Origin of the sequence: Paenibacillus sp. FSL H3-0286, from assembly GCF_045040705.1 — a bacterium.
Classification (GTDB): Bacteria; Bacillota; Bacilli; order Paenibacillales; family Paenibacillaceae; genus Paenibacillus_AQ; species Paenibacillus_AQ odorifer.
Genome location: NZ_CP150285.1, coordinates 6,516,162 through 6,540,156, shown reverse-complemented (window position 1 = coordinate 6,540,156; position 23,995 = coordinate 6,516,162). Strand labels below are relative to the sequence as shown.

The window sequence follows — 23,995 nt, the reverse complement described above, 5'->3', positions numbered from 1 at the left end:
TACAAATCAGTCATCGGACGAAAAGGAGTGTGACGAACAGTTTGAATGTGATTCAGGAACTGTTAGGAAGCTTGGGCACTGCGTTCTTACACTTATTGATCCAGCCGTATTACTACATTGCTATTATATTTATTGCGTTATATTACCGTAGGCAGGTGGCATTAGAACGAAAGCTGATACATGTGAAATTACATAGCTGGGGTCAGGAAACGTGGCGGACGGTATGGAGTGGTCTAGTCATGGGTTTGGTCGTCTCTATAGCAGCCGTTCTGCTAGGAATATCATTATCAGGTACGGCTGTAGCCTGCATTTGGGTAGTTAGTCTCGTGTTGTCGCTATTGCGTGTACGGTATTTGTGCTTCGCGTATTCTATAGGCTTGTTAGGTATCATTCAATTTGTAATTTCTTTCTTTCCAGATGCTTTAGATAGTGGAACGGTAGGGAATATTAACATCGCCATACGGGAGATGGATATTCCTGCTTTGCTAGTGTTAGCTGCGCTGCTGCACATGGCGGAGGCACTGCTGGCCCGCAGACAAGGGGCCAAGCTTGCGACGCCGCTCTTCCTGAAGGGGAAGCGCGGCATGGTCGTCGGCGGCTATCAGCTGCAGGCCTTCTGGCCGCTGCCGCTGTTCCTGCTGCTCCCATCGGGAGCAGGAACGGATTTGCCATGGCACTCGCTGCTCGGCGGCAGCCTTGGCATCGTCTCTTTGCCCGTCATCATCGGCTTCAGCGAGATGACACAGGGCATGCTGCCCGGGCGCAAGGCGGCCCGCACTGCAGGACGGCTGCTGATCTACAGCATCGTCCTGCTCGGCTTAAGCCTGCTTGCCGCTTGGTGGAGCCCGCTGACTCTGGTCGCGGCGCTCGCAGCTATTGTGCTGCACGAAGGGTTAAGCTGGTACAGCGCTCTGGAAGAGCGCAGCATCAGCCCCATCTTCGTGCATCCACCGCGCGGCCGCAAAGTGCTGGCCGTGCTGCCGGGCAGTCCCGGTCAGGAGCTGGGCATCCTGCCCGGCGAGATCTTACTGAAGGTCAACGGGGTCCTGTTGACCGATGCGGCGCAGCTACATGAGGCGCTGCGCATGAATCCAGCGTTCTGCAAGCTGGAGGTGCTGAACCGTGAAGGGGAGAGCAAATACCTTCAAAGCCCGATCTATGATGGGGATCACCATCAGCTCGGTATTATTTTGGTGCCGGAGACAGATGGGATGATTACCGCTGAGGCGAAGCCTTCCAGCATCTACAGCATCATCGGGATGAAGACAGGCATACGCAGTCGGAACCTTCCGGACGGCCAACTTAAACGAAAAAAAACCACTGAAGCCAAGCAGGAATCAGCGGAAGGATAACTAGAAGATGCCCCATAAGCCATGAAATGGTGAATGGGGCATCTTTGTTTTTGATTAGATGGTAATTTCGCGTGCGAGAAGTTGCTATCGGACCCAGTTGCCCCTAATCACAGCATTTTCGCTTTTTTAGAATGGTAACGGACCCAAAAGGCGCTATTGGCATCAAAAACACCCCAAATGAGCCTCTTTCTGAGGAATAACGTCGCTGGGGTCCGAAACTCTGCTCAAACGCCGATAAAATTGTAAATAGCGTCGCTGGAGTCCGAACCCGCGTCCAAGGAGTAATGTCACTGGAGTCCGAACCGGCGCCCAAGGAGTAACGTCACTGGAGTCCGAACCCGAGCCCGTGCCCAAGGAGTAACGGTACTGGAGTCCGAACTCGCGCCCAAGGAGCAGCGTCGCTGGAGTCCGAACCCGCGTCCAAGGAGCAGCGCGTCACTGGAGTCCGTAAGAAAAACTAACTTTGGCAGTGGACTATTCATATGCTATATGTTACTAGTTCAACCTTGCCTATTCTTCAAATAAAAAATTGCAATTTGCGTACGATCGCGGAGCTCTAATTTGCTTAATATATCCGTTATGTAATTTTTGACGGTGCCCTCGCTTAAAAAAAGCTGTCCGGCGATTTCTTTGTTGCTATGCCCCTCAGCGATAGAAGCCACTACAGCCAGCTCTGTTTTGGTCAATCCGAAGGATTCCAGTGGCTGTAACTGTGGCAATTCTTGCCGTGCCGTAGGCTGCAGAAAGGTTGCCAGCTTGCGGGCGATATCAGGGTGGATAAGCATGTTCCCTTCAAAAACCGTTTTAATGCCTTGGATGATCCGGTCTGGCGGTATGTTTTTGAGCAAATATCCACTAGCTCCGTTACGTAGTGCCTCAATGATATATTCATCGTCGTCGAAGGTGGTCAGCATCAATATCGCAATTTGCGGAAAAGCCTGCTTAATCTTCTCCGTTCCTTCAACGCCACCGCAGCCGGGCATGCGGATATCCATCAGAGCCAAATCGGCCATTAATCCTTCTTGAAGTAATTCCAAGGCTTCGTTACCTTCACAAGCTGCTCCAACAACTTCAATATCTGGGTCCATCCCTAGCAATACTTGCAGACTTTGGCGAATAAAGGGGTCGTCATCAACAATTAACACTTTAATCATTAGCATGGCTCCTTTCGTTATACAATCTCATCTTGCTTATAAATGGGCAGCCGCGTAATGACTGTAAAATGTGGCTCCTGCCTTAGTTCGAGTGTTCCACCGATCAGATGAGTGCGCTCGTACATGCCTTTCATCCCGTCCCCACCACTCCCCAATAATTTGCGGAGCTTCTCTTCTTCTGGAAGTGATCCATTGTTGCTAACCTCCATAGTGATTCCTGCTTGCGCGTAGTCAATTTTGATCCGGATGGACGTTGCTTTTCCATGCCGCAAGGCGTTGGTTATAGCCTCACGGGCGTTTTTGTACAGGATCACTTGGATACTAGGATAGAGCGGATAAGGTATGCCCTGAACTTGGTATGAGGTCTCGATCCCCGTCTCACGCCCAATCTCTTCGAGCAGCCGGTCTAACGCATAAGCTCCCTCAAGCTTCGGGGTGTAGTTGATACGTTTAACTGCGGACCGCATATCGTCCATGCTGGCCGACAGCTGGTCACGAATCAGTTCCATCATTTGCATTCCACTCTCGGGAGAGGTGGGCAAGGTCTGGAGGGCGGCCTCCATCATCATTTTAATCCGGATTAGCCGGTGGCCGATATCGTCATGGAGCTGGCGTGAGATTCGGACGCGCTCTTTGGACTGGGCAGACTCTTCTACTTGCGCGCTGAACTCCAGCAGGCGGTTGCGAGCTTCATCAAGCTCGAAATGCTTTTTGCGCAACTCATCATATAGAAGAAGAGTGTCTTCGCGCCGCTGGCCAGCTTTCAATAATAGCTTATTTAGGTAGGCAGTGAGCAGAAATGAAAGGTTAATGTAAGTCACTACGAGCGATGGAGAATTCTGGAGTGCAACGTTCAAAGCTATCAGATGTACACCTGTGAACACGTAAGGCACTGCTTTAGGCTGGAGTCTGGAATAATAAAGCAGTGCTGATATAGCGGGGAAAATCATCATGCTGCCATATTGATAACATAACCAGGCCGTGAACAAGATTTCAATGATACTAATCAAAGCATGAATGGATCGAGGGAGCTTTGGCACCATGACCACAAGGAATAGAAGCATCAGGATATGCAGCGTGAAGATTCCATAATCGTTATATTGATAGACATAAATGGTAATAAACGCAGGGATTAAGATGAGTCCGTAACGCAATAAGTTTAGCTCTCTGGGCACGCCTTAGTCATCCTTTATGTTTTTTAATAATCTTAGCATATTATCCCACTACTTCAGGAGATGACTTTAGTCACCTTCAAAAAATGACCTTTCGTACATCCGCAAAAATTCAACCTAGAATAAAATTGAAAATATAGAAGCACACACGACAGGGGAGATAAGAGATGGCAATCGCGGTGTTGACCGATGTGGTGAAACGGTATGAGAACAAATTAACGGTAGATCATGTGAATGTTACGATTCAAGCAGGAGAGATCTTTGGCCTGCTAGGCCCGAACGGGGCAGGTAAAAGTACAACTATAAGTATGATTTGCGGCCTGCTAAAGATTGATAGTGGAGACATTGTTATTGATGGGTTATCAGTCTCTTCGAATGCACTGGAGGTTAAGAAAAAGATCGGCTTAGTTCCGCAGGATTTGGCTTTGTACAATACAATGACAGCAGCTGAAAATGTAACTTTTTTCGGAAGATTGTATGGCTTGCGGGGAAAATTGCTGAAAGAGCGGGTGGCGGAAGCTCTTGCTTTCACAGGACTTAGTGACCGGGCCAAAGAAAAACCAGCCACCTTCTCCGGAGGGATGAAAAGACGTTTGAATATCGCTTGTGCCATCATGCATCATCCAAAGCTGATTATTATGGATGAGCCGACCGTAGGGATTGATCCGCAGTCTCGTAATCATATCCTTGAGTCGGTCAAAGAGCTGAATCGGCTTGGCTCAACCGTCATCTACACTAGTCATTATATGGAAGAGGTTGCAGCCATTTGTGATCGGGTAGCGATTATGGATAAGGGGCATATCATTGCTTGTGGCACGGAAAAGGAGCTGCGGGAACGGGTTTCTCAGGAAGAAAAAATAGTGGTCAAAGCAACGAACATCACCCCGGAGCTAATCAATGAGCTTAGTCTACACCCGCGGATCACGAGAGTGGAAAGTAAAGAGGGAACGGTAGAAATGTATCTCCCCTCCTCACAGGATGAGCTGCAGGATATCTTATTTATTTTTGCTAAACATGAAGGCATTATTGGTTCTTTAAATATTGAGGAGCCGGATCTGGAGACATTATTCCTTAGTTTGACAGGACGGACATTGCGCGATTAAAGGAGGGCGAGAACGTTTTGAGAAATATTTGGACAATTATGATTTATGAGCTTCGCAGGCTGTTTATTTCACGCTCAATCATCATTAATATGTTTCTGCTACCGCTGCTTTTGATCTTTCTGCTGGGTGCTTCCCTCTCCAGTGTAATCGGTGATAAGGCAGCGTCTAAGATTGACCCTGTACGTGTTGGTGTAGTTAATCTTTCTGGAGAAGGGTATGAAAGCTCGGCGATGATAGACAGCTTTTTGAAGACGCGGGAGCTTAAGGATATCATTATTCCGGTCAAAGTAGGGAGCCGAGAGACAGCGGAAAGTGGCCTGCGCGCCGGGAAATATGGTTATGCGGTTATTGTTCCCCTAGGCTTCGATAAGAAAGTACAAAGCGGCGAAACTGCACAGTTAGAGTTTGTTCTGGGCAAAGATCGGACAGATAACATGGTTGCGGGGACGGTATTCGATAACTTTTTGAACAATATTAACTATAAGCAATCCGTAGCTATGACGTTGGGTCCAGAAGCTTTGACTGCTACTGCATCAAGTTTGGGAGAGCAGCCTTCTGTTAAGGTTGGGGCGCTCAGTGAAGGTGGCCGATCCTATACAGCCTCCCAATTCTATGCGGTATCCATGATGCTGATGTTTCTGCTATATAGCGGTTTGACCGTCAGCAGCTCTCTTTTTAATGAAAAAGAAAATCACACCCTCTTCCGAATAACCTCAATGCCGGTAAAAGGTTCTGAGCTGTTTATTGGTAAAATGCTAGGCGTAGGGGTTGTAAGTGTAGTGCAGTGCGCAGCGATTATTATCCTGACTCATTTGTTGTTTGGCGTAAATTGGGGCAATCGTCCGGGCTTGCTGCTGCTCTTCTGTCTTTTAATGATCATAGCTTCCATGACATTATCGATTGTTATTTCAATGTTTAGCAAAACTAAAGCAAGTGCAGGAAGTATTGTTAATGTTATCACTGTGGTCATGACCTTCATTAGTGGAGGGATGGCTCCACTTCCGGAATCATGGGTGAACTCGGTCGGGGCATTTACCCTGAATCACTGGGTACTACAAGCTGTTCTAAAAATGATGCTGCATGCAGAGGTCTCAGAGATTTTGCCGAATCTGCTGGTCTTGTCGATCATCTGTCTGGTTCTATTCAGTGCAGCGGTTATCTCGTACCGGAAGGTAGGTTACCATGGATAAGATCTTAACGATTGCTTGGAATATGGTGAAAAGAACGATTGGTTCTCGGAATGGGCTGCTTTCGTATATTCTTCTGCCATGTCTTGTCGTGGCCGGGGTAGTAGCAATTAGTGGAAGTATGGGTGAGAGACCGGCTACTATTTTATATTCGAATATGGACGATGGTGCAGCGGGCAAACATTTGCTTACCGAGCTGGAGAATACCGGTGATTATAAGCTGGTAGAGAAGACAGATGAGGCTGATTTGAGGGAGAGTATTATCGATCAGAACGGAGAAGCCGGTATTTTGATACCGCAAAACTTCACCTCCGCACTGCTTGCTGGAGAAGAGCCGCAAATTAGTGTGTATGAGCTTAAGGCTACCGAAACATCCATTATGGTAAAAATGAAAATCAGTGTAATTGCTGATGAAATGCGAAACACTGCTGGACTAATTGGAGCAGCTCGGGCTGAGGCTACGGACTCGGACTCACAGTTTGCTGCCGTAATGCAGAGAGCAGAGCAACATAGTGTAGGCAGTATAAGAACAGATTATGATTTATATCCAAAAGAGGGCTTAAGCATCGTCACAGGATTTACTTTGATGTTTTTAATGGGGCTGGTTACAAGTTCAGTGTCGCTTATTATGGATGATCGAAGAGAAAGAACGATGAAACGTATGTTCAGTGCCCCGGTTCGTTCGTATGAGATTGCCCTCGGTAATTTTCTGGGAAGCTTCATTGTTGGGTTAATTCAAATTGTTGTAGTACTTGCTTTGGGCCGTTATGTACTGCAGTTTGACTTTGGATTACCGCTCTACTTGTATTTTTTGGTTCTTGCAGCATTTATGCTCGTTTCCATGGGCTTAGCCAGTACGGTAGCAGGTCTGATTCGCAATCCCAATAATACTGGCATGCTTAATTCGCTGATCCTGACCCCGACCTGTATGCTTGGAGGCTGTTTCTGGCCGTTATCCATTATGCCGGATTATATGCAGAAGGCAGCTAATTTTGTACCGCAAAAATGGGCGATCCAAGCGATCGATATCGCTGCTACAGGTGGAGGCTGGAATGAATTATGGCTGCCTTTTGCCATCTTGGGTCTTATGGCCGCGGTGCTGCTGGCGATTGGTTCTGCTATTCTACGTCCGAGTGAAGCCGGAATTAACGCTTAAAAAATTTACAGATCATATAGATATGCATAGCTTGGACTACTCTATTCAGGTACAATAATAGGTATCAAATGTCCCTAGTTCTTAATATGTGTAAAAGAGGGGATTTCTAGGAGGATGAGCAGATGAGCAGCAATAAATTGGCTTGGACATGGCGGGTGAAGGAAGAATGTTTAGAGGAGTATGTAGCTATGCATTTAAATCCTTGGCCAGAAATTTTGGAGGAGCACAGTAAGGCTGGTATTTCTAACTATTCCATCTTTCAGAATGGCAATCAATTTTTTTACTGTTATGAGTGTGAGGATAGTAAGGCGGCTTTTGATTACATTGCCAAAAGTGATGCTTGCAACCGCTGGAATGCGATTACCTCTAAGATGGTTGAAGGTTCATTTGATTTCAATGATGAGGTGCCTATGCAGCCCTTACGTGAAGTGTTCTATCTGAAATAAGCAATTCAATTCTAGAACAAATCAAATGTGCATAATTTATATTATCGGCGCATCTGGTTTACAGTTATTTTAAATATAGGTATAATATAATTTATAAAGTTAAATTGAATAATTATTTGTTTTTTGGAGGAGCCTGTCAACAAGGGCTCCTCTTTGTCTTTTTTTGGCTTGGAGAAGCTCCTGGTTGGCAGTTCTTATATACAACAAGGGAGTGGATTGAAAGATGGAGTTTATTTTATATCTTATGCTGATCATATTGTTCACCAAAGTAGCTGGTGATCTATCTGTGCGGCTTGGGCAACCAGCTGTGCTAGGTAAGCTTATTGTGGGAATCATACTGGGGCCTGCGGTACTGGGCTGGGTTCAGGATGGAGAGTTTATTCATTATATCTCTGAGATCGGTGTTCTACTGTTAATGTTCATAGCGGGGCTTGAGACGGATCTGGATCAATTGCGCAAGAACTGGAAATCAGCTTTTGCAGTAGCCGTCGGTGGAATTATATTACCCTTTTTGGGTGGGTTCGCCTTAGGAGAAATGTTTGGTTTTGCTTATCATAATGCTTTGTTTATGGGCGTTATTCTTAGTGCAACATCGGTCAGCATATCGGTGCAGGTGTTAAAAGATATGAATAAGCTGAACACACGTGAAGGCTCTACAATTCTGGGGGCTGCCGTAGTAGATGATATTCTAGTTGTTATTTTGCTCGCTGTTCTGATGAGCTTTTTCGGTACAGGGGCAGACGTTTCTATTGGTCTTTTAATTGGGAAAAAGGTGTTGTTCTTTGCCGTAGCGATTATTGCCGGCTGGTTCATTGTTCCTCGGGTCATGAAATGGATGGCTCCGTTGAAGGTGACAGAGGCGATTATTTCAGCAGCGTTAATGATTTGTTTCGCATTCGCCTATTTTGCTGAAATCATGGGGATGGCAGGAATCATTGGTGCCTTTGCGGCTGGGATTGCTATCTCGCAAACTTCCTTTAAGCACACGGTAGAATCCAAGCTCGAGCCGATTGCTTATTCGATTTTTGTGCCGGTCTTTTTTGTAAGTATCGGACTTAGTGTTTCCTTTGAAGGAGTAGGCAGTCAAATAGGCTTCGTGATCTTGCTTACGGTTGTTGCCATTCTGACCAAGCTGTTTGGTGGCGGTCTGGGTGCGCGTCTTACAGGCTTTGATAACCGCTCGTCTGCCATTATTGGGTCTGGGATGATTTCACGGGGGGAAGTTGCGTTGATCATTGCCGCCACAGGGCTGCAAAGCGGCTTGTTACAGCAACAGTATTTTACTTCGGTCATTATTGTTGTCATTGTAACTACACTTGTAACGCCGCCACTATTGAAATTTATGTTCCGTGATCCAGTACGTGCGGAAGGGAAATAAACCATAACAAAAGGGAGTCCTGTTGGTCATTTATATGGCTAACGGGGCTCTTTTTTTATGCTCACGTTCCAGTTGCCATCATGAAGAAAAAGGACGGGGATCTGTCTACAGAAGGGGAAAGTTCCCCGTCTTAAGACTGAGTACGAAACCAGCCGTAGGGCTGTTTTGAGTTCAGCCAAAAATGACTAAACTAAATCTCGGGATGGAAATTAATACATAATCAAACAGACATAAGGGGAGTGCCAGAAATCATGTGGAGTGGAAGGGGAAAAAGAAAATGAAATGGTTAACAAAATGGTCGTTCGGTAACAAGGCTGCGGTGGGGCTTTTAGTAGTCATGGCTCTTGTGGTGGGAGGGATGAGCTACACTTCGCTACCGATGGAATTTATGCCAGAGGCGGATAATCCTCAAGTGACTGTAACTGTGCTGGGTCCTGGCCAGGATACACATGCTATGGAGACTAATGTAACGAAGCCGATAGAAGCTGGAGCAGCTTTTGTGAAAGGGAAGAAGGAAATACTGTCCACTTCCGGAGACGGATATGCGCAGGTAAATATTTTTTATGATTCGAAAACGAATATGAAGGATGCTGCGCAGGAGGTTCAGAAGGTCGTCGATTCATTGAAGTTCCCGGAAGGGGTAATGGCTCCTTTTGTACTTCAGTTGAATACCTCCATGATTCCTGTATCACAGGTTACTCTTGCTTTTGACGACGGCCTGACTAAAGAGAATCTTAAGCTTGCGGAAGAAACTATCATTCCAGAGATGCAAAAAGCTGAAGGGGTGGCGAACGTTGCTTTATATGGTAAGGTAACTCCGCAGGTCAGCGTTAAGCTGGACCCGAAATTAATGGCTGAGAAGGGAGTCACGACTCCACAAGTATTAGGTTTACTTCAAGGACGTAATGTATCGGCATCCCTTGGGGAGCAAACGATTGGTGGGCAGACCGGCAATGTTAACGTAGTTTCTACGATAGATAGTATGGATACTTTGAAAAAGCTTCCTGTATCTGCGGGCGTTAAGCTACAGGATATCGCTGCTGTCGAATTGAAGCAGGATCAGGAAAGTGTCAGCCGTTCGAACGGGAAAGACGTTCTATTCGCCATAGTGACCAAAGAGGCTAATGCGAATGCAGTCAGTGTCGGAGATAACATTCAGGCTGCCGTAAATCATATTAATACAACCATTCCTAATGCAGAAGCAGCAGTGGTATTCAGTACATCGGATATGGTAGTTAGCTCGGTGAACAGTATGATGCGTGAGGTATTGCTAGGTGCATTATTTGCGACGATTGTGATTCTGTTGTTCCTGCGTAACCTGCGGGCTACTCTGATTACGGCAGTATCCATCCCACTTTCGTTAGCAGTCACCTTATATCTGCTGAATATTTCCGGCATAAGCTTGAATATCATTACACTCGGGGGAGTCGCGGTTGCGGTAGGCCGTTTGGTCGATGATAGTATCGTGGTGATTGAGAACATTTACCGTAGGCTGCAAAAAGAACCCTTTTCCCGAGAAATGATTATTAGTGCAACTGGGGAAGTGGCTAGAGCGATTACCTCATCAACCATTGCTACCGTAGCAGTATTTTTGCCGATGGGTCTCTTGCGTGGTAGTTTGCAAGCTTTCCTACTGCCGTTTGCTTTAACAGTGACCTATTCATTGCTTACTTCACTCGTAGTAGCTTTGACGGTTGTTCCTCTTTTAAGCTCATGGCTGCTGAGAAGAACATCAATGAAAGAACACGAACCTTCTAAATGGTTTATCCGCTTTCTGGACTGGAATCTTCGCCGTAAATGGGTTAGCTTATCGTTGGGTCTCCTGCTTCTGATTGGCTCCATTGCTGCTTATGTGACTATGCCCAAAGGGGCGCTCGATGCTTCGGATGCCAGCTATGTTTCTGTTCAGATGAATTATCCGAAGGATGTTCCTGTCAAAGATATTTTGGAAAAGGGAAAGCAGTTAGAACAAGATTTGATGAAGCAGCCACAAGCAGAAACGGTAATCATGCAATCAGGGAATAGTGCGGACGCCGCTAAGTGGGGGAGTGTTACCTCTGAAACCTTAGTGGACTATACCGTTGTTATGAAAAAAGGTGCAGATGCTCAGGCTTTTATTGATCATGTTCGTGAGGTAAAAGATTCATACACTGGAGCAACACTTGTTGCTAACCAAATGAGTATGATGGGATCCAGCTCTACCAGTGAATATATTGATATTGTCGGAGATAATCTTACAGATATTACTACTGTAGCAACAGAAGTCACCGCTAAGCTGAAGACCGTAGAGGGAATTCAAAAAGTCAGCAGCAATATGGAGGACACGAAACCTGTATTTTCCTTTAAGGTAGATCCGGCGCAAAGTAATGCGCAAGAGATTTCAATGCAGCTGTCAGCGATGCTTAATCCGATTCCAATGGGGCAAATTGAGCTCGATGGTGACGCAGCAGGTGTAGTGTTAGATCCTATGGTTCAGCCGCAAACGGAGCAGGATTTAAAAGCGCTGACGCTCATGACGGCTGAGGGGCCGAAGCCACTGTCTCAGCTCGCAACTTACGAGGTTCGGAATGAACCGGCAATGTTGTTCCATAAAGATGGGAAGCCGTATGTACGAATTACAGCAGAGGTTGATCCGAAGAAGGTATCTGAGATCGGTGCGAATATTAAAAAAGAAACCGATAGTCTTACACTTCCGAAAGGCGTGACCTTATTTGCAGGCGGAGCGTCAGTTGATCAGTCAGAGGATTTCAACGACTTGGGCATGACGGCATTGATCTCCATCGGGTTGGTCTATCTGATTATGGTACTCACCTTTAAAACCCTTCGGGCTCCACTGGCGATTATGTTCTCCTTACCGCTCGCGGCGATTGGTGCGATTGTTGGACTTATCGTGTCCGGTGTAACGCCTGACTTCACAGCTCTGTTCGGGGCGTTGATGTTAATAGGTATTGTTGTTACGAATGCCATTGTGCTCATTGACCGGATTAAGCAAAATGAAGCCAATATGAGTATCCACGAGGCTATTCTAGAAGCTGCCGGAACACGGATGCGTCCGATTCTCATGACGGCGATCGCCACCATCTGCGCCATGACACCGCTGCTGTTCGGCCATGCCGAGATGGGCAGCATCGTCTCGCAAAGCTTGGCGATTGTAGTCATTGGCGGTTTAACCGCAGCAACACTGCTTACGCTGATTGTAGTGCCGGCGATTTACGAGTTGTTCTACTTCCGTAAATCGGCAAAAGAGCGTAAAGGAGCAGAAAAAACTAATGCTCCGGCGCTTTAAATAAGCAAACGGCAAGCCTCCGGGTTAATGGGGCTTGCCGTTTTTTTGTTTTGTTACAAATCCTTATAATTATGGAATCAGCTTGTCTAAACTAATAGCCAAAACTTTGTTTAGGAAAGGCTGAAAGGCGCTTTGCCAGATTGCAATATCCCCCCCTGAAATAAATATTTATTTTTTAATTTTAAATATTGCTATTTTCACAACAATGTACAGAGCATTTAACATAATTATTAAGAAAGATATTATTGGAAATATTCTATTTACCGCAGAAAATGCCAATATAAATAATGAAAACAAAAGTAAAAATGGAATAGACTTTGTATACTTTCTACTGAAAATCCCTACTAAACTCTTGATGGAATTCATTCCTTTCAGGGTAGCAGATATAAATATGTTGAGCATGATTTCTCGCTAGTCTAAGATTCCATTGTGAAATTTTTTTCTAATCAACGAATATCCTTATTTTCATAGAAAAAATGGATTTCGTATATATTCTAGGTAGGATATAGACAAGTGGTAATTGTTATGCTCTATTCTTTTTTTACGAAATTCCAAGAATACAGGACAGGTGAAAAGTTCTTATCAAATAATCGGCCATAGAAAAATAACCCAAACAATGTTATTTCAATTCTTACTAATCTCCCATAACCCTAACTAATTATGTCATTGTTTTCCTTTGGATGGAGTGCTATGCTCTGTTTAATAAATACCATTAGTTAGGAGAATCGACTGTTTGAATATTCTTGAATGCGAACGAGCTTGGTTTACAGTAGATGATGTAGATAAAAAATCTAATAATTCCTTGTGTGAATTTTACCAACCCTGGAGTAACCTCAAAACAGAAAAATCCTTTTCTATAGAAGAGCTGGTTCCCTACGAGATTTTAGTTGAAGTATTACATTCAGAATTGGCGAAAGTAATGGAATTTCTCTTATTGCCCTTTGTCTTTTTCTTAACAGATCAAGCCGGCAATATTATTAATATTGTCAGTCCATTCGAAACGTTTCAGGAGAAAGTAGATCATTATGGAATTAGGAGTGGAACTAATCTTTCGAAGCAAATCTCTGGAGTGAATGCAGTTTCTTTAGCGATGGAGGTTGAGTCAATTGCAGTAGTGCGTGGAGAAGAGCATAGTATGCCAATGTTTAAAGAGTGGAATTGTGTATGCGCTCCTATAATGATAAATGATTGTATATGTGGATATATAGACATCTCATTTGAAGCCGAGAGGCAACTTGGTTTTTCGATTCTCTTTATTAAACAATTATCCGAAAAGATTGTGTTGAAGTTGAAGGAACGAAGCCCGAAGTTAATTGAGTACATATTTCAGGAGAAGTGTGATTTGTATCGATTATCCCCTAGAGAGAGAGAGGTAGCGTATCACTGGGCACTAAGAAAAGGGGCGCTGCAAATTTCCAACGACCTTAATGTGAAAGAGGGAACTGTGCGGAATATCGTTAAGAGTATTTACAGTAAGATGAATATCAGCGAGAGATGGGAATTGATTGAAAGATTGGCCATTGTGGTCCCAACTATTTAGGAACTGTTCTATATCCGTATCAGCCAGAGAACGTAGGGGAAGCGGGTAAGATTGAGCTCCGGCGCTTTAGATAAGCAAACGGCAAGCCTCCGGGTTAATGGGGCTTGCCGTTTTTTTGTTTTGTTACAAATCCTTATAATTATGGAGTTAACTTGTCTACACTAATCGGATAGGTCTGATCCAGCATCCATTTGCCTGCTTTGGATTTCTTCAGCGTTGTGACAGAGGTGGAGCGGTTATCCTGAAACTCAGGACCCTTAAGCTTGATGCTCGTCTGAACCATATATACGGCTGCGGTATCCTGGGTATAATGAATGATTTTGGCAGATTCCAGAGTGAACTTTAGATCATAGACTGTGAAAATTTGGCTGAAGAGCTGTTTGGTTTGTTCGAGAGCAGGGGACTCAGGATCAATAGTAGATAGCACACCTTGAATATTCTCTGCATTGGTATAGTCCAAGTTGCTCTTAAGCACAGCTAATATATCCGTTTCATCCGACTTCGTCACAGCTGGCTTAGCGTTCAGCAGTTTATCTGGGAGTATATATTGTACGCCTTTAATCTGCAGGTTGTTGATTTTCCAGTCTTCAGTGCTGGCAGTACGCGTTAAGCTATAAATATATTCAGAGGTATTGTCTAAGGTGAATGGACCGCTGAGGTGTGTAGTCGTTTCAACGGTGTGAACCGTAGCCTCTGTGGGTTGAAGGCTGATAACCTCTAATTGATCAAGTGAAGTGGTCAGATCGTATTGTTCCATTTGGCTCTTAATCTGTGGCCCGATGACCACAAGAGGAGACTTGCTATCGATTAGGCTCATGAACCCTTCATAATTCTCATTGTTGGTATAGGTTACGTATTTTTCAAAAAAAGCATTGATTTCCTGCGGGTTTATCTGGTTAGTCTTGCCTGTAATGGTTACTGTCTTCGAGTGTGCATTCCAGGAGACTTCATTACCTGTAGCCTCCCCAACGAAGCGCAGCGGAATGTAAGTGGAATTATTGATGAGCTTAGGGGCAACAGAAAGTTGGGTTATTACACCATTGACGCTGGCCTGCTTGCTGCCTAGTTGCAGTGTAATCGTAAGCCCTTCCTTAGTACCCGTTATGGTACCTGTGGTTTGATTCCAATCGATTGAAAGTCCTAGTTTTTCAAAAACCGGGCGAAAAGGAACGACAATTGTACCATTATCATTGAAGGGAGCCTGTCCCTTCAGTGCGAGCTGTTGCTGATTGATCTGAATGGAGATTGGCTTCTCTGCGGCATGGACAGGCCAGGCGATAGCGGTAGAAAGAAGAGTTGCTGCGATTAGGCTAGATATGGTTTTCATCTTGTGATATCTCCTTTGGGTTATGAATGATAAATTAATGGTTATTAGAGGATAACTCCACTAAGAGCCAAAGTAACTTTTGCTTGGAATAAACCGTACTTTACTTTTTGCTTATCGAATTGCCGATTTAAGTTTAGTAAATCCAGCTTGTCCTGATCTGCCTGAGCCGCTGAGATTAACCCGCTATTTAGGAGAGTATCATTATCCTGGGAGACGCGTACGAGTTCCAATTGCTGCTCTTTTAGTTCTGAATATTCAAAATCAATTTCATTTGCTTCCGGCTTATAACTAGCCAGTTTTTCTTCGAGTTGTTGTTGTACTATATTTTTGTGTGCAATCTGGCTAGACCATAGGACTGAATAATAAGTGATGAGTTCAGCATCGGAAGCTTTAGCTGCATCAAGATTATCTTTGGCGAGTGTGATACGTGCATCTTCTTCGCGTAAATCATAATTACTAGAGAGGCTAATTACTGTATTACAATTCACAGGCTCTGGTGTACTGGAAATGACATCATCTAGAAGGACTTCTGAATAGGATGATAATCCTAACTCAAGCTTAAATTGTTCTAACTGAGCTTCATAACTTCGAAGGTTACGTTCAAAAATAGATTTTCGTACTATGTTTTTACGATTAAAATCGTCCAAACTTCTCTTAGACAGAAGACCATGCTCATAGGACCGCAAGGTATCCTCAGACTGTTGAAACCAATATTGGCTTTCTTGTTTGTCATATTCAATCGTTTTTTTTAGAGAAGAGAGTTGATAATATTTCTGCACAGCATAGTAGCGGATGAGGGCTTCTGTTTTTTGAAGTCGTAACTGATTAATTACTTTATCTGTTTCTAATGTGCGTAACTGGTCACGAAATTCCTTAAGCTGCGCTGTTTTAGTCTCTTGATTGTAACTGTTTTGGCTTTCATTCTGAGCGCTAACCCATTGATTCAGAGATGTGTTAATCATAATTTGAATGAGAATGGATTGATTGACCCCTGCCTGTTCTTCTTCACTTAAATCAGCGTAACCAGGAATACTATTGATAAAAATATCAGGATTTACTGGCAGCAGCCCGCTGGTTGTGACTACATTTTTTTGCTCCAACTTTTTCTCTTCAGATGATACATATGAAAATTTGGAATCCGTTTCTGCAATATTCCATTGTGAGAGCTTGATATCTACATAGTTAGTTAATGCTAGCTGGATTGCTTCTTCCATGGAAAGCGATTTTATTGCGCTAGATACCTGCGTATCAGCATAAACTGTAATGGAATGCGGCAATAGGAGTAATAAGAAGGCGAGTATCAAGAGAGCTGATTTCTTTAACATTTAGCTAGCAACCTCACTATTCCTTTAAGTTGATTTTTTCAAGAACAAAATCAATGATCTTCTTGGAGTCGGTAATAACAGAGGCTTGCGCTATCATCCCTACACGAAGCTCTCCACGTTCACCTCTGCGATTAACAAGGGGGTCATTGGATATCGTTGCCTCCACCAGATAGTAGCTTAGACCGTCTTGCTGAATAATTGAATCTGTGCTGATAGATGTAATCGTACCTTTTTGGGAACCAAAATTTTGTTTAGGAAAGGCTGAAAAGCTGAAATCAACTTTATTGCCAATCGCTATTTTTCCTGCTTCAGCATTAGGTACAGCGATGCTCATTTTATATTTTGACTCGTTGCTAGGTATAATGGAGATCAAGGCTTCGCCGGATTGTACCATGTCCCCGATGCTGGTTTCTTTTAAAATATTAATGGTCCCGGAAATTGGTGCTATGAGCAGTCTTTTGTCTCGTTCAAGCTCAAGTCCCTTAACAGCCTCTTGCAGCGTAATTAAGGTTCTTTTATTTTCTTCTATTGCTGAATGAATCTGTACAATACGGTCAAGTTTCAGTTTTTTCAATGAGGTTGCTTCAGATGAACGGTTAAGTTTCTCTTGATTCAGTAGATCATTTTGCTGCTCAGCCAGCTGTTTCTTTTGCATTTCTAAAGTTTTTCGTTCTGAAACTGATGGATCGTGCCCATTTTTTAGCAAATCGAGGCTGACCTCTATCTCAACCAATTGCTGATTGTAATTGGTGATATTGCTTTCTGAGCTGAGCACGGCTTCGGTTTGGAATTGGTTGATTTGCAAATATGAACTTTCATATTGATGCTGTTCATCTGTAATCTGGGATTGAGGCACAAGGCGGTCCCCCAAGCTGAGCGAACGATTATAGATTTCTTTTTTCTCAGCAGATTGTTTAGACAGTTGGACATATTTAATTTGGTATGTATTATATTGTTCCGTCCGTTTGGTATCTTCAATTGGAAGAAGATTTTGATTCTCTTTGATGGATTGCACAAGCAATTTCTCGTTTGCAATTTCAACATTTAGCAGTTTCTTTTTTCGTTCCAATTCAATTTTATTCTGAAGAGATTTATCCGAACTAGATTCGGCACTAAAGGTAGCAGAATCTTGCAAGCCTATATTCTCGTGAATGGCAGCTGTAAGCTGATCCTGGGTTCCTTGAAAGGTCTGCTGCTGCTGGCTGTATTCAAGGAGAAATTGTTCTACCATGTCATAATAGTAACCCTCATCTGCACGTTCAGAAGAAAACTGATTATCTAAATTGCTAATGCTTTGTTTATACAGCCCGAGATAGTGCAGTTTCTTAGTGAGCTTATTGATTTCTGAATTACGATTTGATAATTCTATATCAAGTTCTTTATGCTCAAAGGAAATTAACTGCTCGCCCTGCTTAATTTGCATCCCTTCATGGACATATACCTGTTCCACTTTTCCCATAGATGAAGTCTGAATGGTACTGACTTTTTCATTGGGTCTAACTACAGCAGAGGCTTTGGCAACTTCATCGATCTGGCCAAAATAGGACCAGACTAACGCAGCCCCCAATAGAATGAATAAGATAAGTATGAAAATGGAAATCACAGGACTGGTCTTGGATTCCATGATTTCTCTGCTATCTGTCATTTCTGATAAGTTATGTATTTGTGCGCTCATACAAGAGACACCTCGCCTACTCCTGCGGCATATTGATGGTTATGTTCTTGTTTTTGTTCAACTCCAGGGAGTTGATCTTTCCACAATTCATAGTACTTTTCACGGTAATCCAGAAGCTCCTGATGAGTTCCATGCTCAATAATCCGTCCTTGATCCATGACATAAATCCGATCACAACGCATGATTGTACTCAACCGGTGAGCGATAATAATCGTAGTCATGTCTTCAAAAGCATTAATCGTCTCCGATACAGCCTTCTCCGTTGTAGAATCCAGATTACTAGTGGCTTCATCCATTATAAGAATATCGGGCTGTTTAAGAACTGCCCTGGCGATAGCTAGTCGCTGCTTCTGTCCCCCGGAAAGGTTAGTAGCATTTTCTTCTAACAAAGTGTTGTAGCGGAGTGGAAGCTGATTAATGAATTCGTGTGCCTGTGCGGTCTGGCAGGCCGAAACAATTTGTTCCAGATCCGTATCCTGATTGACACCCAGACATAAATTTTCCCGGATTGTTCCGCTAAAAAAGAAAGTATCCTGTGATATATATGCGATTCGCTGTCTCAAGCTATCTAAATGAATATCTTTAATATTGTAGTTGTTAATTAAGATATCGCCTTTTTCATGTTGGTAAAATTGCATGATCAATTTGATCAGGGTGGTTTTACCCGAGCCGCTCTCACCGACAAAGGCGACTTTCTCGCCCTGTCTAAGTCTCAAATCAATATCATGAAGTACAAGGGAACGTGTACCATATCTGAAGCTGACACGATCAAATCTAATATCACCTTTTAATGAAGCGGGTTGAATCTTCTTGTCCTCATCCTCAAGCTTCTCCGCTTCTAAGTCGAGTATTTCCCCCAATCGGTCCGCCGCTACAACAGCTGTTTGCAGGGTAGGCTGGAGATTGATGAGATTTTGAATAGGTTCAAGGAAGTAAGCAAGTAATGAGTTATAAGTGATAAGTTGACCCATGGTCATATTTCCTTTTATTACTTGATTACCACCTACCCAGAGGATGGCTACACCTCCAAGCAACTGAACCACACCTTTTAGCGAGCCTTGTATATTATTGAAAATACCAAAGCTGAACACGGATTTCAGAAACGTGATGAATTTCTGTTCCGTCTCAAAGCCAACTTTAGACTCCGCATGGTAGGCTTTGACCGTCTCGATACCGTCTATGGATTCAACGATGTAGGAGGTAAGTTGGGCGTTTTTCTCCATTTGTTCACGGTTTAACCGGTCGAATGGCTTGTGGAATCCCCACACTAATGCTAGATATAAAGGAACCAGCAGCACAGTTACACCAAATAAAAGGGCACTTTGCGAATAAAGAATGATCCCCCCAGCAATAACCATGATAATATCGATCATGATGGTTAGGGTTGCGCTGGAGATGGCATCCCGTACCTTAGAGGCATCCATAAGTCTTGAGATGATTTCCCCCGTCTTGCGAGTACCAAAAAAGTTCATGGGTAGCTTTAACACATGATGGTAATAGCCGAGAATTAGCGAAATATCAAGCTTTTGGCTCAATGTTAGTAGAATGTGACTACGAAAAGCGTTCAATAAAACTTTGAATAGATATAGAATGATTACTCCAATGGATACTATATTCAGAGTCTTCTTTAAGCCAAAAGGAAGAATCTCATCTAGCAGAAATTGAAAATAAAAGGCTGATAATATACCTAATATTGTATAGAGCATGGATGTCAAAAAAATTCCTAGTAGCATTCTTCTCTGAGGAATAAGTAAACCAAAAAAACGAGTGAATAAACCCTTGGACTCACCGCCCTTTTTGAACTGAGGGGTAGGAACCATTAATATGAGAACACCGGTCCAGATTTTAAAGAAGTCTTCTGGTGTATATTTAACAATGCCCTTCGCAGGATCCGAAACGACAACTGTTTTTTTTGTGATTTTATGAATAACAACGTAATGCAATAAAGTTTGGTCTATGACCACATGAGCAATAGCCGGAAGGGGGAAATCTTCGAAGAATGCCTCGTGAGTCCCTTTTACAGCCTTGGCAGTGAATCCTAATTTTTCAGCAGCTTTAACAAGGCCATAGGCGCTGGTACCCATTTTATCGGTTCCCGACATCTCGCGAATTTTAGTTATAGGATAGTTGAGACCATAGTTTTTACTTATAGTGGCGAGACAGGCAGCCCCGCAGTCTTTAATATCTTGTTGTTTGACACATTGGTATTTAGTGAATGCCATATAATCCTCCGAAAAGCAATTATTAAATGATGATTTTATATTGTGACCTGTGCTATACAACGAATCATTTATCTTTGTTGCTCATGTAAAATGCAATGAAAAATCCGATCAGGCCTAACGCCACTAATCCTACGCTTAATAAAATATCTCCAGATCTATTGTCACTTCGAATAATACCTTTTGAAGTTAACATATCTAATATGACTAAAGAAAAATAGATGAAAGCATAAATAAAAACTGCTATAAATGTCTTGTTTTTATTTTTCTTATATATATATATACCTGTTAGAAAAATTAAGAAATTCATTATAAACCATTGGGATGGGAGGATTATATTAGGTCTTACAATTAATAAGAATGATATTACTAGCCCTAAAGTAATGTCTATTCTAATTAGATACGATATTAATTTATCTATTTTCAAAAAAATCACTCGCAATCTATTTATGATTATTCTCTTCTTTTATAGAAGAAAAGATGGAGACATATCCATCTGAAGATGAATGTCTCCATCAAAATTTAGAATGAAGTACCCACTAAATATCCGGCAGCCACTGTACCACTTATGTAGACAACTGCGGCTGTGGCTGTTACTGGTGCGGCAGCAACAGCAGACATGATTGTAACCATACCTAACACTCCTGCACCTACCTTGGCCCAATCAACGCCACCATCAATATTGATACTATCTTCAAGTGTAAGTTCTGAAAAACTAGGGGCATATGAAAGCATTTAATTCCTCACTCCTTATAACAGATATTTAATGTTTTAGTCCGCTACCAGTAAGATATCCAGATACTATTGATCCACCCACTGCCATAATCGCAGTAGGAATCGTTACTGGTGCTGTGGTAACAGCGGCTACCACGGTTACCATTCCCAAGACTCCATAAGCAACATTATCCCAATTTATACCTCCGGAAATCTCCATCGTTTCAATGTTGGACAATGTTGAAAATTGACTGTTAAGACTCAGTTCCATTCTATTCACCTCCTTTCGAGATAGACGAGTTTTGACTAGTTAAAGAAGACTAGGATTGATGCCAATACAAATATCTATTTTTATATTTTCACTAGTACCTTCAGATAAGTTTATATTATATGCGGATGTTATTTGATGTAGATTGTTTTGAGAGATATATTTGACTAAAAATTCATAAGCAGAATTGATGCCATTCATTTTACCTTCATACATCAAGCAAATTGCATTTATTAACTTGAATTCTTGCTTATATATAAAAGGGGGATTTTTTTTAATTTCTCCTTTTACTGGTACCATAATCTCAAAATCCACCATCTCTATGCCATTATTTCGGGATACAGAATGAGTAGAAGTGATTAAAGGACCATTCTTTTGGAGGTTATAGTTGTTTAGTGAAAGGATAAATTCGTTTAGTTTATGATGTAAACAACTGGAAGGAATAGTGTTGCGATATGAGACTAAATTAAAATACTGGAATGTTTGTTTTTCATTAATTTTATACAATTCCACTGTGTTATCTCCTTAGAGGTTTCTTTTTTCTATGACTTAAGGCACATTGAATAGAAGAGAGTGTAAGGATAATTATTAATAATAAATGGGGCATCTAGCGGTTATTTAAGTTCTACAAATGTAATTATGGTCTTTATAACAAAGTTTGAAAATATCCCCCATTGGATATTTACTAATATGAATAAATATGTTAATAGTTGGTTGAATCTTCAATATTTAAATATATAATGGTATCATTTTACATTATAAATGATGGAAATCAGGAGGAGTTGGAATTGACAGTAACATACGATCAGACAAAACTTTGGTGTTCAGCTGAAGATCTAAAAAAGGAACAAATGGATTCTATCTCTTCATTGGGTAAAGTCAAAAGTTCAAAGGCCCCACAAAGAACGAGTGCGCACTCGTTTGAGGAGATTGGCCAGGAATCTATTTATCACGAGGCAATGATTCTTTCCCTACATAACGAGATGATTAAAATTAGTAAGTTTATATCGGTAGATTTTGCGGCTTTTCTAACAGATGATATGGGGGGAATTCTCGATCTGTATTTCTCTTCAGTACATATAAAAGAAGAATTTGATAAGGCAGGAATAAGAGTTGGGAAGAGTTTTGCCAAACAGGATTTCGGGCTAAATGGTGTTTCACTTTCTATGGAAATGAATTCTATTGGAGTAGTTAAAGGGAGCGAACATACGAATTCTATATTTTCTAATTGGAACTGTGTATGTTCTCCTCTCTACTCAGATGGTGTTATAAGAGGCTATGTAGATATTTCTTTCTACAAAGGACTGCAAATCGAATTTGCTATTCCATTTATGCAACAGATAGCTGAAAACGTTACCGAGAAATGGATGTGGAGTAACCCTGAGATGCAGTTACTTAGACTAGAGTTTAGTTTTGAACAATTCAACTTGACTGCCCGAGAAAAAGAGGTGGCTCAAATGTGGTTATGTGAAAAAAGTGCATTGTGTATTTCTAACGAGTTGGGAATTAGTGAAGGTACAGTTAGAAATGTAGTGAAGAGCATATATAACAAAATGAATGTAACTGACCGTTGGCAGTTCACTAAGAAACTTTCATTTAATCCCGTACATAATCCAGAACTTCTGTATGTAAAATAGCATTTTTTAATATGAGAAAAGGAGACCACGTGTTAAGTGGTCTCCTTTATTTAGTGCGCCCAGCCGATAGTTATGGATTTCGTCCGAAAAGACAAGGGCATGATGCGGTAAGGAAAGCCAGAGCATTCATGAAAGAGGGATATCGATTCGTAGTCGATCTAGACTTGGAGAAATTCTTTGATCGCGTCAACCATGACCGACTGATGATGAAGATTTCGGCTAAAGTGAAGGACAAGAAAGTTCTCCTGCTGATTCGTAAATATCCTCAGTCAGGTGTGATGGAGAACGGGCTAGTAAATACGACAACAGAAGGGACACCGCAAGGTGGTCCACTCAGTCCGTTGTTATCTAACATCGTTTTGGACGAGCTCGACAAGGAACTCGAGAAAAGTGGACACCGCTTCGTCCGTTATGCGGACGACTGTAACATCTATGTGAAAACACTAAGAGCAGGAGAGCGAGTGAAGGCATCCGTCACCAGATTCATTGAGACAAGACTAAAACTAAAGGTGAACCAAGCGAAGAGTGCGGTGGACCGCCCATGGAGACGGAAATTTCTTGGGTTTTGCTTTAGTAGCGATAAAGAGCCCAAGGTGAGGATAGCAAAACAGTCCTTGCAGAAAGCGAAGGCTCGAATTCGGGAGATAACGTCCCGGAAGAAAGCGATGCGAACGGAAGAGCGAATCCAGGAGCTCAATCGATACTTGATGGGATGGCACGGATATTTCTCGCTGGCGGATACGCCAAGTGCCTTTAAAGCGATGGATATGTGGATTCGAAGGAGATTGCGAATGTGTCTCTGGAAGCAATGGAAGAGCCCGAGAACCAAAGTCAAAAGGCTTATATCCTTAGGCGTGCCTAAGGATATAAGCCTTTTGAGTGGGGAAATACTCGGAAAGGGTATTGGCGAATTGCAGGGAGTCCAATTCTGCAACGTGCATTGAATAACCAATATTGGGAATCCAATGGATTAAAGAGTGTATTGGACAGATACAACTCCTTACGGAAAACCGCCGTATACCGAACGGTACGTACGGTGGTGTGAGAGGCCGGGGG

At 42.7% G+C, this 23,995-nt stretch carries 18 protein-coding genes and 1 pseudogene; 10 read left to right on the top strand and 9 right to left on the bottom strand.

What is annotated here, in order from left to right; translation table 11 throughout:
• Positions 1 to 41: 41 nt before the first annotated feature.
• Positions 42 to 1,352 (top strand): PDZ domain-containing protein, encoded by a 1,311-nt coding sequence (locus MHB37_RS29240; protein WP_280753170.1) that lies wholly within the window; start codon positions 42 to 44, stop codon positions 1,350 to 1,352.
• Between the two features lie 500 nt (positions 1,353 to 1,852).
• Here MHB37_RS29240 and MHB37_RS29235 read toward each other — a convergent pair whose 3' ends face one another.
• Positions 1,853 to 2,506: a response regulator gene (locus MHB37_RS29235; protein WP_405168774.1), complete on the bottom strand. Its 654-nt coding sequence runs from the start codon at positions 2,504 to 2,506 to the stop codon at positions 1,853 to 1,855.
• Between the two features lie 17 nt (positions 2,507 to 2,523).
• Positions 2,524 to 3,681 (bottom strand): sensor histidine kinase, encoded by a 1,158-nt coding sequence (locus tag MHB37_RS29230; protein ID WP_076279161.1) that lies wholly within the window; start codon positions 3,679 to 3,681, stop codon positions 2,524 to 2,526.
• 164 nt (positions 3,682 to 3,845) lie between these two features.
• On the opposite strand from MHB37_RS29230, the gene MHB37_RS29225 reads away from it, so the two are divergent.
• From MHB37_RS29225 to MHB37_RS29195, 7 genes are all read left to right on the top strand, one after another.
• Positions 3,846 to 4,781 carry an ABC transporter ATP-binding protein gene (locus MHB37_RS29225; RefSeq protein WP_339188693.1) on the top strand — a complete coding sequence of 312 codons (936 nt, stop codon included), beginning with the start codon at positions 3,846 to 3,848 and terminating at the stop codon, positions 4,779 to 4,781.
• 17 nt (positions 4,782 to 4,798) lie between these two features.
• Positions 4,799 to 5,971, top strand: coding sequence for an ABC transporter permease (locus MHB37_RS29220; protein WP_405168773.1), 1,173 nt, complete (start codon positions 4,799 to 4,801; stop codon positions 5,969 to 5,971).
• Positions 5,964 to 7,124: an ABC transporter permease gene (locus MHB37_RS29215; RefSeq protein ID WP_405168772.1), complete on the top strand. Its 1,161-nt coding sequence runs from the start codon at positions 5,964 to 5,966 to the stop codon at positions 7,122 to 7,124. The genes MHB37_RS29220 and MHB37_RS29215 overlap by 8 nt, the downstream gene beginning before the upstream one ends.
• Positions 7,125 to 7,246: 122 nt before the next feature.
• Positions 7,247 to 7,570: an L-rhamnose mutarotase gene (locus tag MHB37_RS29210; protein ID WP_038573529.1), complete on the top strand. Its 324-nt coding sequence runs from the start codon at positions 7,247 to 7,249 to the stop codon at positions 7,568 to 7,570.
• A 223-nt stretch (positions 7,571 to 7,793) separates the two neighbouring features.
• The gene (locus tag MHB37_RS29205; protein WP_405168771.1) at positions 7,794 to 8,948 is read left to right on the top strand and encodes a cation:proton antiporter; all 1,155 of its coding nucleotides are present in this window, start codon (positions 7,794 to 7,796) and stop codon (positions 8,946 to 8,948) included.
• A gap of 277 nt (positions 8,949 to 9,225) precedes the next feature.
• The gene (locus MHB37_RS29200) at positions 9,226 to 12,234 is read left to right on the top strand and encodes an efflux RND transporter permease subunit (protein ID WP_405168770.1); all 3,009 of its coding nucleotides are present in this window, start codon (positions 9,226 to 9,228) and stop codon (positions 12,232 to 12,234) included.
• A gap of 733 nt (positions 12,235 to 12,967) precedes the next feature.
• Positions 12,968 to 13,774 carry a helix-turn-helix transcriptional regulator gene (locus tag MHB37_RS29195; protein WP_076192459.1) on the top strand — a complete coding sequence of 269 codons (807 nt, stop codon included), beginning with the start codon at positions 12,968 to 12,970 and terminating at the stop codon, positions 13,772 to 13,774.
• Between the two features lie 139 nt (positions 13,775 to 13,913).
• Here the strand turns inward: MHB37_RS29195 and MHB37_RS29190 are convergent, their stop codons facing one another.
• The 7 genes from MHB37_RS29190 to MHB37_RS29160 form a co-directional block, all read right to left on the bottom strand.
• Complete coding sequence (locus MHB37_RS29190; RefSeq protein WP_076179815.1) at positions 13,914 to 15,101, bottom strand: copper amine oxidase N-terminal domain-containing protein; 1,188 nt, start codon at positions 15,099 to 15,101, stop codon at positions 13,914 to 13,916.
• Positions 15,102 to 15,145: 44 nt separating this feature from the next.
• Entirely contained in the window at positions 15,146 to 16,426 is a 1,281-nt protein-coding gene (locus MHB37_RS29185) for a hypothetical protein (RefSeq protein ID WP_341164421.1), read from the bottom strand.
• Between the two features lie 16 nt (positions 16,427 to 16,442).
• Positions 16,443 to 18,101, bottom strand: a complete 1,659-nt coding sequence (locus tag MHB37_RS29180; RefSeq protein WP_076220104.1) for an HlyD family efflux transporter periplasmic adaptor subunit — start codon at positions 18,099 to 18,101, stop codon at positions 16,443 to 16,445.
• Positions 18,098 to 20,323, bottom strand: coding sequence for a peptidase domain-containing ABC transporter (locus MHB37_RS29175; RefSeq protein ID WP_076123804.1), 2,226 nt, complete (start codon positions 20,321 to 20,323; stop codon positions 18,098 to 18,100). The genes MHB37_RS29180 and MHB37_RS29175 overlap by 4 nt, the downstream gene beginning before the upstream one ends.
• A 519-nt stretch (positions 20,324 to 20,842) precedes the next feature.
• Complete coding sequence (locus MHB37_RS29170) at positions 20,843 to 21,055, bottom strand: hypothetical protein (protein ID WP_076123801.1); 213 nt, start codon at positions 21,053 to 21,055, stop codon at positions 20,843 to 20,845.
• Between the two features lie 28 nt (positions 21,056 to 21,083).
• Positions 21,084 to 21,305 (bottom strand): hypothetical protein, encoded by a 222-nt coding sequence (locus tag MHB37_RS29165; protein WP_076123799.1) that lies wholly within the window; start codon positions 21,303 to 21,305, stop codon positions 21,084 to 21,086.
• Between the two features lie 39 nt (positions 21,306 to 21,344).
• Complete coding sequence (locus MHB37_RS29160; protein WP_076123797.1) at positions 21,345 to 21,815, bottom strand: hypothetical protein; 471 nt, start codon at positions 21,813 to 21,815, stop codon at positions 21,345 to 21,347.
• 275 nt (positions 21,816 to 22,090) lie between these two features.
• On the opposite strand from MHB37_RS29160, the gene MHB37_RS29155 reads away from it, so the two are divergent.
• Together MHB37_RS29155 and MHB37_RS29150 are read left to right on the top strand one after the other, a co-directional pair.
• Positions 22,091 to 22,939: a helix-turn-helix transcriptional regulator gene (locus MHB37_RS29155; protein WP_076192469.1), complete on the top strand. Its 849-nt coding sequence runs from the start codon at positions 22,091 to 22,093 to the stop codon at positions 22,937 to 22,939.
• A gap of 68 nt (positions 22,940 to 23,007) precedes the next feature.
• Positions 23,008 to 23,984: pseudogene (locus MHB37_RS29150) on the top strand (reverse transcriptase domain-containing protein); the annotation flags it as partial.
• Positions 23,985 to 23,995 lie beyond the last annotated feature (11 nt).